The sequence below is a fragment of the Microbulbifer maximicatervae (SeqCode) genome (assembly GCF_052467225.1).
The window spans coordinates 1,576,185-1,589,100 of record NZ_CP174303.1 but is presented as its reverse complement, the minus strand read 5'-3'; the positions used below and the strand labels follow the sequence as shown (position 1 = coordinate 1,589,100).

The window sequence follows — 12,916 nt, the reverse complement described above, 5'->3', positions numbered from 1 at the left end:
GTTGTTGTTATCTCCGAGTTACAGGATAGACCCGCCAGACGAGCTTCGACGCCATAAACCCGGCGCAGGCGTGACTTTCAGCCGAGCCCCTCAGCATATATAATCCGCGCTCCAGATTTTCAGTTATCTATTCATTCAGGACCAGCAATGAGCTTCGAAAAGATCCCGGCAGGTAAAGAACTGCCCAACGATATCAACGTAATCATCGAGATCCCTGCCAACCACGACCCGATCAAATACGAAGTGGACAAGGACTCTGACGCAGTATTTGTGGATCGTTTCGTTGCCACTCCCATGTTCTACCCAGCAAACTACGGCTATGTGCCCCAGACTCTGTCTGAAGACGGTGACCCCCTGGACGTGCTGGTTGTCGCGCCTTACCCGGTAATGGTTGGTTCTGTAATCCGCTCTCGTGTTGTTGGCGTTCTGAACATGACCGACGAATCCGGTGTTGATGCCAAACTGCTGGCCGTACCGCACACCAAGCTGACCAAGCTGTACGATCACATTGAAGAAATCAGCGACCTGCCCGAGCTGCTGATCAAGCAGATCGAGCACTACTTCGAAAACTACAAAGCCCTGGAAGCGGGCAAGTGGGTTAAAGTAGAAGGCTGGGCTGACGCCGAAGCTGCACGCAAAGAAGTTATGGCTTCCCGCGAGCGCTACCTGAAAGAAGAAGGCTAAGCCTCACTTCTTTCAGAAGACTCTGAGCAATAAAAAAACCGGCCTAGTGCCGGTTTTTTTATTGCCTGTTAGGAGAGACCCTGTCAGTTAACTTCCCAATTGGGAACAGGGACAGGAGACGGCTCCTCCCCCTTGCGCTCACTCTCATCCAGAAGCTGGCCTTCCGCTGCACGCAAACTGAGATGCTCTACCTCAACGCTGACCGGTTCCACCGACTTGCGTTCATGCTCCTTTACGAGGTTTCCCTCCATGGGTGCCAAGGTCCACTGCGGTTTGGCCGCAGCTTCCTCCTTGGGCTTGCTCTGCTCAGTAACAGCTGTTCCGCTTTCATCCTTAATGCTGACCTGTGCGCCTATTTTGGCCAGGTTTGCCTGAAACTGCTGTGCTTGGGGCAGAGACAAGCCTCTTTTCAGTACCAGCGGGCGCCCACTGAATAGTTTCTCTATCGCCTGGGGATTACTTTTAAACAGGCGCACCATACTGGCTTTTACATCACCAGCGGTAAAACCCGCCACCAAATCACCGCGAAAAACCAAGCTGTAGGTGGATTGCGACATCAATAATATTTCCCTGAGTTACTCTTCCGAATCCAGAGTCTGGTCCATGGTATAAGCCGGGGCCCCTTCAACACGCCCTCCTACCTGGCGGGCGGGAACACCGGCGACGGTTGTATGAGCGGGCACATCGTGCAAGACCAAGCTACCGGCGGCAATTTTGACGTCCTCTCCCACCTTAACCGGACCCAGTACTTTAGCACCGGCGCCAATCATCACTCCGGGGCCAATTTTCGGATGGCGATCGCCGCTGCCGCTGCCACTGCCGCCCAATGTCACCGAGTGGAGAATCGAGACATTGTCCTCAACCACACAGGTCTCCCCCACCACTAATCCAGTGGCGTGATCGATCATAATCCCGCAGCCAAATCGCGCTGCTGGGTGGATATCCACCGAGAACTGTTCCGATACCTGGCTCTGGAAATAGAGCGCCAAGGTATGGCGGCCTTGATTCCACAACCAGTGCGCTATCCGGTGGGATTGCAGGGCGTGAAAACCCTTAAAATACAGGAAAGGCGTCAGGTACTGGTCGCAAGCCGGGTCCCGGTCATACCAAGCGCAAATATCCTCGCTCATACAGTGGGAAATACTCGGATCATTAGCCAGAGCCGTGGCAATCACTTCCTGAAGTGCGGTTGCCGTGAGGGCATTGTGCTCCAACACCGAAGCCAGGTGATCCGCCATAGCATCACCCAGAGACTTGTGGCGCAAAATGGTATTGTGGAAATAACTTGCCAGGATAGGTTCGCCAGCAGCCGCCTCTGAGGCTTCAGCCCGCATCGCCTGCCAGATATCCCGCTGCCCTTGAACGGCCGCTTCCTCACCCATAATTCATCTCCCTTATATTCCCCAGGGCATTCACTGCGGCGCAGCTTGGCAGGATCACTAGCCCCTTTCAAGAGGAAGCCTCCATCGCAAAGTAGCTTTCTTGCCACCCCCCATTGAGGTGGTAATGAACTGTAACCAACCTATCTCAACAGGCCGCTATAGTTGCCCATTAAATGGGGGGTAGCAGTGATCCGGAACCCAGATATAGCGCGTATAGATGTCCTGAAGGTGCTCGCAAACCGCAGTGCCCAGGGATAGTTCTGACTCCTGCAGCAACTCGGACAGGCGCTCCACGCTGAGAAGTTCCTGAAGCTCTCGGGCCCTGGGGGCATAGCTCAGGTGCCAGCGTTCCGGTGCGACTCCGCCGCGATCCTCTGCATAGGGCCGGAACAGCCCATAACTATTACCCGTGCTGATTTGGTTATCCAGCCAGCGGTGGAAGGCGCCAAAAACTCCGTCGTCCGCCACCTCCTGGGGGGTGAGCTGGACTGCATAGTCAGCGGGGACTGCCGCCGCATCGATAATATCGAAATCGGTACCCCAGTGGTGACGGGATGCTCCCGGCAATGCGGACCAGCGCAGGATAGCGAAGATCAGCTCCCGCTCGCTTAACTGTTCAATATCCAGGGGAGTACCGTGACTATCGAGAACCGGGCGGTGACCCTGCGCTTTGGCATTCCAAATCAACAGTTGTCGATCAAAGGCGCGAAAACCGGAAACGATTTTAGGGGCAAACCCCTCTTCACGGGCATCCCGACTCAAGCGCTGGAAGGCGATCAGTGCTTCGGGATGTAAAAGCTGGTCAGAAGCTGGGTCGACAATGACATGCTCATCGCCGAGTCCAAATAACATACGCTTCAGCGGTGTCGATAACATTTGCATCTCATTATTAGGCGAACTCCAAAGGGCAGGCTAAATTATTCAACAGGCTATGCCTACTTTAACAGAGCGCAGACAATCGCCCTTAACTATGGCACCAAAGCAGGGGCACCAAAAGCAGGCGCGCCGCACAATAATCTGGCGGTAATGTTTGTTAGCCACCTGTTAATTTATGTTAAGTTCAAAGCCGCAGTCGAGGGGTTGGCTGCGACAACGGACGCTCAAACTGGTAGGGAAAACCGAATGCACCCGAGTCAATCAGAACTATTAAAACTAAAAAACCTGGGCCTGGCCTCGGTCAATATTCTCCACTCTATTGGCATTCGCTCCCACGATGACCTGCGCAGGGTTGGGCCTGTCGAGGCCTTTATCAGCATTCGCAATCGGGGGATTAACGCCTCCAAAGTAATGCTCTACGCTCTTCAGGGCGCGCTGATGGATGTGCACTGGAACGACCTGGAGCCGGAGCTGAAACAACACCTCACCAGCGAGGTCGACCGCCTCCTTGCCACCCAAAACTCTGACTAGTAATTCCCCTCAAGCACCACGGAAAGAGTCGCAGACACGCGCACTCGACGGACTCGGCACAGCAGGCCAAGCTGTGCCGATCTACAGTAAGGCAAGTTGCGCCAACCCTATCTAAACTTACCGGTGGAGCCGCGGAATAATTCCGTAAAGACACTCACTCAAAGGAGAGATCCGATGTTGCGCATTGGGCTATTCCTGCTGACCAACCTTGCTGTCCTTGTATTGGTTGGCATTATTTTCAATATTTTTGGAATTGGGGGAATTCTTCAGGCAAACGGTGTCGATCTCAACCTCGGCGCCTTGTTGCTGATGTGCGCGATTTTTGGTTTTGGCGGATCTTTTATTTCCCTGCTCTTATCGAAGACCATCGCACGGGTCAGTACCCGCACACAAATTATCGAGCAGCCCCGCAGCGCCGATGAACAGTGGCTGGTAGAAACCGTACGGGAACTCTCCCGCAAGGCGGGCATCGGTATGCCAGATGTGGGGATATTTCCAATGCCCCAGGCGAATGCCTTCGCCACCGGCTGGAATCGCAACAGCGCCCTGGTCTCTGTCAGTGCCGGTCTGTTGCAGCGCTTCAGCCGAGAGGAAGCCCGCGCCGTTATTGGCCATGAAATTGGTCACGTGGCCAATGGCGATATGGTGACGCTGGCACTGATCCAGGGCGTGGTAAATACCTTTGTGATGTTCCTTGCCCGCTTGGTTGGGTTCTTCGTAGACCGGGTTATCTTGCGCAACGAAGAGGGATTGGGCATCGGCTATTTTGTCACATCCATTGTTATGGACATCATATTCGGCTTCTTCGCCATGATGATTGTCGCCTGGTTCAGTCGCCGCCGTGAATATCGGGCCGACCATGCCGGCGCCACACTGGCCAGCCCCCAATCCATGATTGCCGCGCTGCAACGGCTCAAGGTGGAGTCCGATCGCGGCCACGAGGAACCCCTACCCGGCAATATGAAAGCCTTCGGTATATTCGGTAGCATGGGAGCGCTTATGGCCACGCACCCACCACTGGATGATCGTATTCTCGCCCTGCAAAACTTCCGTAATTAGTGCCTAATTGGATAGATAAGTGATCAGAGCTGTAGTTTCAATTTCTCACAGAGCTGCCACTAAAACGTAGTTATTTTCTATGTGGACAGATGCAAAGTAAAAGCATTTATGCAAAGAAGTGTCCTGAAGTACATCCCACTACTCGTCGCAATATTTTTAATTGGGTGTTCTCCTTCATGGAGTGACGGCCCTTACGAGATTTATTGGATAGATGGCGAAAAAGCCCTTGGTTTTAATTTGGGTGACGATGCCTACATCCGCCGTATCGATAAGCCACATCATATCAGTGCAAACGAGATGTTCGTCTCAGTCTACGCTTGCCCTGAGGGTGCCTGCGTTTACTATTACATAGATCGACTTAAAGACCACAAATTTGCAGATTCTTCCAAGTTTGTTTTTGGCCCCTACACAGAAAAAACCTTTGTTCAACTGGAACAAAAGCTAAAACTACCAACATTGGAGCAATAATAAAAACATGAGAAAAGCATCAAGATTTATGCCTAAATACAAGCCTAAAAGGGCAAGTAAATTTACACTATTTGCTTTTCTAACAGCAGTGTTAGCTCTCCTTATTTACCATCCAATATACCTTTTAGCTTTAGTTGGCTTAGTATTATTGGCCATAATTTGGGGCTATCTCGAACAACCCAAAATTGATAGGCATTTCCAACATCTACGTGACAACCGCAAAGGTTTATCCATTTGTGAATTTGCCCGGGAGTTTGATTGCAAAATTGTAGATACATGGATTATTAGAGCGGTGTATGAGCAACTACAAGCGACACTTCCCACCAAACAACTGGTCCCAATTCAAACATCAGATGATTTCTTTAATACCCTAAAACTGGATGAAGATGATCTCTATCTGGACTTATTTGAAGAGATCGCACAAAGAACCGGGCGAACCCTTGAGGACTATCAAAGCAATCCCTATTTTGGCAAGGTAACAACGGTCCGGAACCTGGTACTGTTTTTTAATCACCAGGCCCGTTGCGAGTCAACCTGACAGGCCGTAACAGGTTTTGTACTGTTCGACAAAACTAGCGCAGATGTCACCATTAATCCCACCGCAGAAATTTCATTGCTCCAGCAGCAGTCGGCGACGCTCAGCTAAAGTGAGTTCCGATCCATAGCCCCCAACTTTAAATCTCGCCAGCAGCCCCCAATAAACAGCCAACACCGCATAACGATTGCAAACAAGATACACTTTCAAAACAGCAACAAACAAAAAGGAAGACGACAGTTACAGACGTCTCTTCCAATCCGGTAGTTCAAAGGGAGGATTGTATTAATGACTCTACTTAAAACTCTACGCGCCAGCTTAATCTCAGTCTTTTTACTGCTTACCCCGGCAATATCTGCGCAGGCGGAAACCTTTGCCACCGACGACGAGCGCAACACCATGCAGGTGTTCAATTTTGCCAGTCCGTCAGTGGTCTATGTCACCAATGAAACCCTGGTGCGGGATCGCAGGACCCTGCGCCTCCACTCAGTGCCCAAAGGCGCCGGCAGCGGATTTATCTGGGACACTCAGGGCCATATTGTCACCAATTTTCACGTTATTGAGGGTGCGCGGCAAATCACTATTACTTTGCAGGATCGCAGCGAGTGGCCGGCCGAACTGGTGGGATCTGCGCCGGAAAAAGATCTGGCAGTTCTGAAAATTAACGCTCCCAGGGAGTTGCTAAAACCGCTGGTTGTGGGCACCTCCAGCAATCTCGCGGTAGGCCGCAAAGTACTGGCTATCGGCAACCCGTTCGGCCTGGACACCACTCTCACCACCGGGGTGGTCAGCGCCCTGGGGCGGGAAATTGAAGCCGCCAACAACCGCACCATTCGTAATGTTATCCAAACTGATGCTGCTATTAATCCAGGTAACTCCGGCGGCCCATTGCTGGATTCCCAAGCGCGTTTAATCGGGGTCAACACCGCAATTTACAGCCCCAGTGGCGCCAGTGTCGGTATTGGCTTTGCGATTCCAGTGGATACGGTCAAAAAAATTGTGCCGGAACTGATCAATCACGGCCGCCTGGTGCGCCCGATTATTGGTATCGAATCCGCCCCGGACCAGTGGAGTAGCCGCTACGGCTTTGAAGGGGTCGCCGTATTGCGTACCGCTCCCGGGCTTCCCGCAGAGAAAGCCGGCTTGCGCGGTATCCACCGCACCCGGGGTGGAGGCTGGGAATTAGGCGATGTGATTGTAGAAATAGAACAGCAGCCGATTCGCAGCTACGACGATCTGCTCAATGCCCTGGAAAAGCACAGTGCCGGTGACGAAATCACTATCGGCATATTGCGTGACGGGACAATTCGCTATACGTCCATTAGACTCGCGGCACCCGAATAAGCAGGCGCTTGCGCCCTGAACAAGAATTAGGCCGGGAGCCGATAATCTATGCAGAAGTACTTCCTGTGTCGCTATGACGAAATAAGCGAAGGTCAATCTAAAGGGTTCTCCCTCGGAGACACTGCCGCCGGCACTGACAATGTGTTTGCTGTGATGAAAGATGGCGAGGTCTACGCCTACAAAAATACCTGCCCTCACCGGGGCATCAATCTGGACTGGCAGGAAGACCAGTTCCTCGATCCCGATGGCGCACTTATTCAGTGCGCCTCCCACGGCGCGCTATTCCTGATTGAATCCGGGGAGTGTATCGCCGGGCCCTGTACTGGTGATGCCCTGACCCCAGTACCCGTGGAATATGCACAGGATGGTCTCTACGCATTACTGGCCGACTGACAGCCCCCTGCCTTTCCCTCACAGGAGAAAAGGCAGGGCCTCCGCCAGCTCGACGCCTTCAGCATCGAGCTTCGCGCGGTATGCAAGCACTTGCACACCAGCATCGACAGCGGAATCCAGGGCATCAGCATAAGCAGAGTCAATTTCCCGCGCCGCCTGCACCATCTCGATACCGCTGTGTTGGACGCAGTAAAAAAGTACCGCTCGCACTCCGCTCTCAGCCAACTTTTGCAGTTCGCGCAGGTGCTTGGCGCCCCGAGTACTTACCGCATCGGGGAAGTAACCCTGCACCCCATCTGCCAGGGTCACATTTTTCACTTCCACGTAGCAGTCCCCATCGGCGCCGGACAACAACAGATCGATACGGCTGTTTTCCTCGCCGTAACGCACTTCCCTGCGCAGGGATTCATAGCCCTGTAACTCGCTGACTACGCCAGACAGAATGGCCTCTTCAACCAGAGCATTGGCGCGGCCTGTGTTCACCCCCGCCAGGGCTCCATCCGGGGTCGTACAGATTTCCAGAGTGTGGCGATACTTGCGCTTGGGGTTGCCAGAATCGGAGTACCAGCAGTCTCCCCCCTCCACCCAACAATTCTTCATAGACCCCGTATTTGGGCAGTGGATGGTAAACACGTCACCACTGGCAGATTCCACATCGGCGAGAAAGCGCTTGTATCGGCGCAAAAGTGTTGCCTTTTGCAACGGGGGGGTAAATTTCACGGGCTGGACCACTTGGCTGTAATTTCAGGCGCCACAAAATAGCAGACAACTATTTGTGGCGCGAATCGCGCAGATTTGATAGCTTCCTCGCTCTCGGTCGCCAGGGGTATCGGTACCGAGAACAGGATTAGCCTGACACCGCAGCGAATTTGATAGGTGAAAAAAGCATCACTTAGAAAGATTCCGGTCTAGGCTAGATTGAATTTGGTGGTATCGCCCCCATAAAGGGGGGCCCGTATAGAAAGAGAGGCAACGACTATGCCCAAAACTGCTGCGAGCACCGAATCTCTGCACGGCTTTGAGCCCTACAAGGAGACGCAGGGCGAAGAGTACATGAATGAGAAGCAGCAGGAGCATTTCCGCAACTTGCTGTTGGCCTGGAAGGCCGAGCTGATGGCGGAAGTGGACCGCACCGTTTCCCACATGAAAGACGAGGCCGCAAACTTCCCCGATCCCGCAGACCGCGCCAGCCAGGAAGAAGAATTTAGCCTGGAATTGCGCACCCGCGATCGCGAGCGCAAGCTGATCAAGAAGATCGATGCCACCCTGGAGCTTATCGACCAGGATGACTACGGTTTCTGCGAAGCCTGTGGTGTTGATATCGGCATTCGCCGCCTGGAGGCCCGTCCAACCGCCACTCTGTGCGTGGACTGCAAAACCCTCGCGGAAATCAAGGAACGGCAGATCTCCGGCTGATCCACAACCGATAGCGGCACGGCGTTCGCTTGCGATCGCCCTGCTCGGAGGGGGCGATCAATGTATCGCCCCTATTCATTTTGAACAGCACAACTCCCTATATTGGTCGCTTCGCACCCTCCCCGAGTGGACCGCTCCACTTCGGCTCACTGGTGTGCGCCGTCGGCAGCTACCTTGACGCCCTCGCCCATGGCGGACACTGGCTCCTGCGCATGGAAGACCTCGACCCTCCCCGGGAAGAGCCCGGCGCGGCAACCCGCATTCTGAAATCCCTGGAAGCCCACGGACTGCACTGGCACGGCCCCGTCGAATGGCAGAGCAAGCGCTACGCACTCTACGAGGAAACCTTGTCCACACTGCGCCAACGGCAACTGATTTACCCCTGCGACTGCTCACGCAGCCAGATTAAGAAAAATGGTGGACATGCGAACGACTTCTGTCGCCTTAAATACGATGTGAGCGAACCCTCAGCGCTGCGATTGCAATGCGCAGGCGGCGAGGAAAGCTTTGTGGATATTTGGCACGGAGAGCAACGGCAGCTCATCCGCGAAGACACCATTCTCAAGCGCCGCGACGGCCTCTATGCCTACCAACTGGCAGTCGTTGTCGACGATATCGACCAACAAATCAACCAGGTGGTGCGCGGCTCAGATCTATTGGATACCACCGGTGCACAACAGCGCCTGTTTAAAATCCTCGGCGCTACTCCCCCCCAGTTCGGCCATCTGCCGCTGGTGATGGGCCCTGACTACAGGCAAAAACTCAGCAAACAAAATCACGCGCCGGCTATCGACGACAACATGGCTTCCGGTAACCTGTGTAAGGCTTTACAGTTCCTCGGCTTCAAACTGCCAAACACTGCCCTAACAGAATCCCCCGAGCATATTCTCAAGTGGGCTACCGCACGCTGGCGCCGCCACCAGGTAGATATGCGCAACCGCCAATTGCACTGATTCCAAGCTGCACTTACCATTTCCGCGCCAGCCGCCCTTAGGGGTCCGGCTGATAACCCGCGTTGACGATTACACAGGGATGACTTCTCACCGGTACAGTGCGCGGGCAACAAATTTCTCTAGCGGGTTTTCAAGGCGATCTATGAGTAACCGCACACTATTAATTCTGCTGGTACTGGTGGGTTATGTATTCTCCCCCACCATCTTTACCTGGATGATCAATCCCGTCGGCGCCTGGTACCGGCCTTTTATCCTCTGGTTCGTGCTGATCCTACTGGCGATTTTTATCCAGTGGAGGCGCAAATCGAATGAGCTTTGATATTGCCCACATTGCCCTGGTGGGAGTGGCCTATATCGCCACCCTGTTTTTTGTCGCCTTCGCCACCTCCAAGGGCTGGCTGCCTTCCCGCTGGGTGCGCCATCCGCTGGTTTATGTGCTCTCCCTGGGCGTATCATTATCGGCCTGGACCTTCTACGGTATCGTCGACCTGGCCTGGCAATATGGTTACGGGGTACTCGCCTACTATCTGGGCACCGGCGCCATGTTCCTGTTTGCGCCAGTAGCCCTGGAGCCACTGGCGCGCCTGGCACAGCGCTACCAGCTGTACTCCCCGGCAGATCTTCTGGTGTTCCGCTATCACAGCCGCCAGGCGGGGACTCTCGCCACCCTGTTTATGCTGTTGGCGCTGCTCCCCCTGATCGCCCTGCAAATCCAGGCGGTATCTGAGACCCTGGCGCTGCTGTCGCGGGATAGTGTGGCAGCCCTGGCGCTGCCGGACAGCGGTGTATCGAGCAAAAATTTAATCGCATTTTTCTACTGCGTGCTGCTGGCGGTATTCACCAGTATGTACGGCGCTACCCGCGAGCGTGGCGAGGGCCTGGCCAGTGCCATGGCCCTGGAGTCCCTGGTAAAACTGGTGGCTCTCACCGCTGTGGGCGGCTATGCCATTTACGGCGTCTTCGGAGGGTTTTCCGGCCTGGATGAGTGGCTGCTGGAGAACCCCGATATGCACCAGCTGCTCTACACCCCCATCAAGCAGGGCTCATCCCATACCCTACTGTTGGTGTTTATCGCCACTGCCGTGGCTATGCCACATATTTTTTACCTGAGTATTGCCGAGCGCCCCACCGGACAGGCAATGCGCACCGCCAGCTGGGGCTTCCCCCTGTTCCTGCTGCTGATGGCCCTGCCCATCTTCCCCATCATGTGGGCGGGCTTTGCCCTGGATGTGGCCGGCCCGGTGCAGTACTTCTCCCTGGCGGTTCCCCGCGCCAGTGGCTCGGCACTGCTCACCACCCTGGCCTTTATCGGCGGCCTGTCAGCAGCCACTGGCGCGCTGATTATGATCACCCTGGCCCTCGCCACCATGGTGATGAACCACTGGCTGCTACCCGGCACCCGCTGGCACTCTGAGGACAATATGTACCGGCAGCTGGTGTGGTTGCGCCGCGCTCTGATCGCCGCTCTATTTATTGCCGGCTTTGCCTTTTACCTGTTACTCAACAACCGACTCTCCCTGTCGGATCTGGCCCTGCTGGCATTTATCGGATCACTCCAATTTCTGCCTGGGATTTTTGCTGTAATCCACTGGCCGCGAGGCAATCGACGCGGATTTGTCGGTGGCCTGCTGGCGGGCATGTTGCTTTGGGGGGGCGGCCTGCTAATTCCGTCAATTTTTGGGATTACCGGCATCACCCTGCCCGGCACCTCCCTCCAGATCCCCCTGGGGATGTCTATCTGGACACAGATCACCACCCTGTCACTGGGGGTCAATGTCCTGTTATTTGTCGGCCTATCTCTGTTCACCCGCACCAGCAGCCTGGAGCAGTACGCCGCTGACCTGTGTAGCGACGACACCATCGCCCAGGCTCTGCGCCTGGGACTGGATGTGGAATCTGCCGCAGATTTTCGCCTGCGCTTGGCTGAAAGCCTCGGAGCCGCTACTGCGAATAAAGAAGTTAAACGCGCTCTCGCCGCCCTCAATCTGCCGGACAACGAGCGCCGCCCCTACGCCCTGCGTCAACTGCGCAACAAGCTGGAGTCCAATCTCTCCGGCCTGCTGGGGCGTGTTCTGGCGGTGCAAATTATTGATCGACACTTCCCGTTCCAGAACAGCGATCAGCCGGCAAACAAGGACATTCACCTGATCGAGACCCGGTTGGGCCGTTATAAGCACCAGCTCACTGGCCTGGCCGCAGAACTCAATAACCTGCGTCTGTATCACCGCCAAATGCTGGAAGAGCTGCCAATGGCCGCTTGCTCCCTGGGGCGCGACGGAGAAGTCCTGCTGTGGAACTACGCCATGCAGGACCTCACCGGTATCAGTGCCAGCGAGGTAATCGGCTCGAAACTGGAATACTTGGCGGAACCCTGGCGCAGCCTGCTGGGGGAATTCGCCCTATCCACTGATGCCAGCCGCTTTAAGCAACAGGTGAGCCTCGACGGCAATAGCCACTGGCTCAACCTGCACAAGGCACGGCAAAAACGCAGCCGCAGCGAACGCTCCCGCGACGAGCGCGGCGATGCACAAATGTTGTTACTGGAGGACATTACTGAAACACAGGTCTTGGAACAGGAACTTATCCACAGCGAGCGCCTGGCCTCTGTGGGTCGCCTGGCCGCCGGCGTAGCCCACGAAGTGGGTAACCCGGTCACAGGAATCGCCTGCCTGGCGCAAAACCTCCAATACGACTGTGACAATCCGGAAGTCCTTGAAACAGCCGATCAAATCCTGAGCCAAACCCAGCGCATCAGCCGTATCGTCCACTCACTGGTCAACTTCTCCCACAGTGGCAATCAGGAAGGCAGCGAGCGGGCTCCAGTAGATCTCTACGCCTGTGTGCAGGAAGCGGTCAACCTGCTGTCCCTGCAACGGGATAAAACCCAGGTCCAGTTTGAGAATCAGGTACCCGAGGATCTGATCGCTCCGGGAGATAACCAGCGCCTGATCCAGGTATTTATCAACCTGCTAAGCAATGCCCGCGATGCTAGCCCCGATGGCGGCCAGATTGTAATTGAGGGCTATCGCAAGAGCGGCAGCGCCTGTGTCTCTGTCACCGACAGCGGGCCGGGAATTTCAGCTCAGCATCGGGAACGGATTCTGGAGCCCTTCTTCACAACGAAAGAGCCCGGGGAAGGCACGGGACTGGGGCTGGCAATGGTTTACAGCATTGTCGAGGAGCACGGCGGCCAGCTGGAATTGGTCAGTCCGGCCAACCCAGAAACCGGGACTGGCGCCCGCTTTATTGTGCAACTCCCCCTGGGAGACTGAGGT

The 12,916-nt window shown here is 55.0% G+C and carries 15 protein-coding genes; 11 read left to right on the top strand and 4 right to left on the bottom strand.

What is annotated here, in order from left to right:
• Positions 1–147: 147 nt before the first annotated feature.
• Positions 148–684 carry an inorganic diphosphatase gene (gene ppa, locus ACJJIZ_RS06895; RefSeq protein ID WP_444915639.1) on the top strand — a complete coding sequence of 179 codons (537 nt, stop codon included), beginning with the start codon at positions 148–150 and terminating at the stop codon, positions 682–684.
• 83 nt (positions 685–767) lie between these two features.
• On the opposite strand, the gene ACJJIZ_RS06890 is transcribed toward ppa, so the two are convergent.
• The 3 genes from ACJJIZ_RS06890 to ACJJIZ_RS06880 all read right to left on the bottom strand — a co-directional run bounded on the left by ACJJIZ_RS06890 (position 768) and on the right by ACJJIZ_RS06880 (position 2,942).
• Positions 768–1,241: a hypothetical protein gene (locus ACJJIZ_RS06890; protein ID WP_444915638.1), complete on the bottom strand. Its 474-nt coding sequence runs from the start codon at positions 1,239–1,241 to the stop codon at positions 768–770.
• 18 nt (positions 1,242–1,259) lie between these two features.
• A complete protein-coding gene (gene cysE, locus ACJJIZ_RS06885) occupies positions 1,260–2,066 on the bottom strand; it encodes a serine O-acetyltransferase (protein WP_282931441.1) in 807 nt (268 codons plus the stop codon).
• Positions 2,067–2,222: 156 nt separating this feature from the next.
• Positions 2,223–2,942 (bottom strand): M15 family metallopeptidase, encoded by a 720-nt coding sequence (locus ACJJIZ_RS06880; protein ID WP_444907393.1) that lies wholly within the window; start codon positions 2,940–2,942, stop codon positions 2,223–2,225.
• A gap of 246 nt (positions 2,943–3,188) precedes the next feature.
• On the opposite strand from ACJJIZ_RS06880, the gene ACJJIZ_RS06875 reads away from it, so the two are divergent.
• The 6 genes from ACJJIZ_RS06875 to ACJJIZ_RS06850 all read left to right on the top strand — a co-directional run bounded on the left by ACJJIZ_RS06875 (position 3,189) and on the right by ACJJIZ_RS06850 (position 7,272).
• A complete protein-coding gene (locus ACJJIZ_RS06875) occupies positions 3,189–3,473 on the top strand; it encodes a TfoX/Sxy family protein (protein ID WP_108735343.1) in 285 nt (94 codons plus the stop codon).
• A gap of 174 nt (positions 3,474–3,647) precedes the next feature.
• A complete protein-coding gene (gene htpX, locus ACJJIZ_RS06870; protein ID WP_282931439.1) occupies positions 3,648–4,532 on the top strand; it encodes a protease HtpX in 885 nt (294 codons plus the stop codon).
• Positions 4,533–4,640: 108 nt separating this feature from the next.
• Positions 4,641–5,000 (top strand): hypothetical protein, encoded by a 360-nt coding sequence (locus ACJJIZ_RS06865; protein WP_444915637.1) that lies wholly within the window; start codon positions 4,641–4,643, stop codon positions 4,998–5,000.
• Positions 5,001–5,007: 7 nt separating this feature from the next.
• A complete protein-coding gene (locus tag ACJJIZ_RS06860; RefSeq protein ID WP_444915636.1) occupies positions 5,008–5,538 on the top strand; it encodes a hypothetical protein in 531 nt (176 codons plus the stop codon).
• 285 nt (positions 5,539–5,823) lie between these two features.
• Positions 5,824–6,879 carry a S1C family serine protease gene (locus ACJJIZ_RS06855; RefSeq protein WP_282931426.1) on the top strand — a complete coding sequence of 352 codons (1,056 nt, stop codon included), beginning with the start codon at positions 5,824–5,826 and terminating at the stop codon, positions 6,877–6,879.
• Between the two features lie 48 nt (positions 6,880–6,927).
• On the top strand, positions 6,928–7,272 hold the full coding sequence (locus ACJJIZ_RS06850) for a Rieske (2Fe-2S) protein (RefSeq protein WP_444915635.1): 345 nt from the start codon (positions 6,928–6,930) through the stop codon (positions 7,270–7,272).
• An 18-nt stretch (positions 7,273–7,290) separates the two neighbouring features.
• Here the strand turns inward: ACJJIZ_RS06850 and sfsA are convergent, their stop codons facing one another.
• Positions 7,291–7,992, bottom strand: a complete 702-nt coding sequence (gene sfsA / locus ACJJIZ_RS06845) for a DNA/RNA nuclease SfsA (RefSeq protein ID WP_444915634.1) — start codon at positions 7,990–7,992, stop codon at positions 7,291–7,293.
• 258 nt (positions 7,993–8,250) lie between these two features.
• On the opposite strand from sfsA, the gene dksA reads away from it, so the two are divergent.
• The 4 genes from dksA to ACJJIZ_RS06825 all read left to right on the top strand — a co-directional run bounded on the left by dksA (position 8,251) and on the right by ACJJIZ_RS06825 (position 12,913).
• Complete coding sequence (gene dksA, locus ACJJIZ_RS06840) at positions 8,251–8,688, top strand: RNA polymerase-binding protein DksA (RefSeq protein ID WP_108734345.1); 438 nt, start codon at positions 8,251–8,253, stop codon at positions 8,686–8,688.
• 29 nt (positions 8,689–8,717) lie between these two features.
• Positions 8,718–9,641, top strand: coding sequence for a tRNA glutamyl-Q(34) synthetase GluQRS (gene gluQRS / locus ACJJIZ_RS06835; RefSeq protein WP_444915633.1), 924 nt, complete (start codon positions 8,718–8,720; stop codon positions 9,639–9,641).
• Between the two features lie 142 nt (positions 9,642–9,783).
• Positions 9,784–9,960: a hypothetical protein gene (locus ACJJIZ_RS06830; protein ID WP_169337099.1), complete on the top strand. Its 177-nt coding sequence runs from the start codon at positions 9,784–9,786 to the stop codon at positions 9,958–9,960.
• Complete coding sequence (locus tag ACJJIZ_RS06825; protein ID WP_444907387.1) at positions 9,950–12,913, top strand: ATP-binding protein; 2,964 nt, start codon at positions 9,950–9,952, stop codon at positions 12,911–12,913. The genes ACJJIZ_RS06830 and ACJJIZ_RS06825 overlap by 11 nt, the downstream gene beginning before the upstream one ends.
• The last annotated feature ends 3 nt before the right edge of the window (positions 12,914–12,916 follow it).

What these genes read in the sequence shown, in the direction of transcription:
- ACJJIZ_RS06875 (WP_108735343.1), top strand. Translation starts at nt 3,189, where the DNA reads ATGCACCCGAGTCAATCAGAACTATTAAAACTAAAAAACCTGGGCCTG.
- ACJJIZ_RS06825 (WP_444907387.1), top strand. Translation starts at nt 9,950, where the DNA reads ATGAGCTTTGATATTGCCCACATTGCCCTGGTGGGAGTGGCCTATATC.
- htpX (WP_282931439.1), top strand. Translation starts at nt 3,648, where the DNA reads ATGTTGCGCATTGGGCTATTCCTGCTGACCAACCTTGCTGTCCTTGTA.
- dksA (WP_108734345.1), top strand. Translation starts at nt 8,251, where the DNA reads ATGCCCAAAACTGCTGCGAGCACCGAATCTCTGCACGGCTTTGAGCCC.
- cysE (WP_282931441.1), bottom strand. Translation starts at nt 2,066, where the DNA reads ATGGGTGAGGAAGCGGCCGTTCAAGGGCAGCGGGATATCTGGCAGGCG.
- ACJJIZ_RS06850 (WP_444915635.1), top strand. Translation starts at nt 6,928, where the DNA reads ATGCAGAAGTACTTCCTGTGTCGCTATGACGAAATAAGCGAAGGTCAA.
- ACJJIZ_RS06890 (WP_444915638.1), bottom strand. Translation starts at nt 1,241, where the DNA reads ATGTCGCAATCCACCTACAGCTTGGTTTTTCGCGGTGATTTGGTGGCG.
- ppa (WP_444915639.1), top strand. Translation starts at nt 148, where the DNA reads ATGAGCTTCGAAAAGATCCCGGCAGGTAAAGAACTGCCCAACGATATC.
- ACJJIZ_RS06855 (WP_282931426.1), top strand. Translation starts at nt 5,824, where the DNA reads ATGACTCTACTTAAAACTCTACGCGCCAGCTTAATCTCAGTCTTTTTA.
- ACJJIZ_RS06880 (WP_444907393.1), bottom strand. Translation starts at nt 2,942, where the DNA reads ATGTTATCGACACCGCTGAAGCGTATGTTATTTGGACTCGGCGATGAG.
- ACJJIZ_RS06865 (WP_444915637.1), top strand. Translation starts at nt 4,641, where the DNA reads ATGCAAAGAAGTGTCCTGAAGTACATCCCACTACTCGTCGCAATATTT.
- ACJJIZ_RS06860 (WP_444915636.1), top strand. Translation starts at nt 5,008, where the DNA reads ATGAGAAAAGCATCAAGATTTATGCCTAAATACAAGCCTAAAAGGGCA.
- ACJJIZ_RS06830 (WP_169337099.1), top strand. Translation starts at nt 9,784, where the DNA reads ATGAGTAACCGCACACTATTAATTCTGCTGGTACTGGTGGGTTATGTA.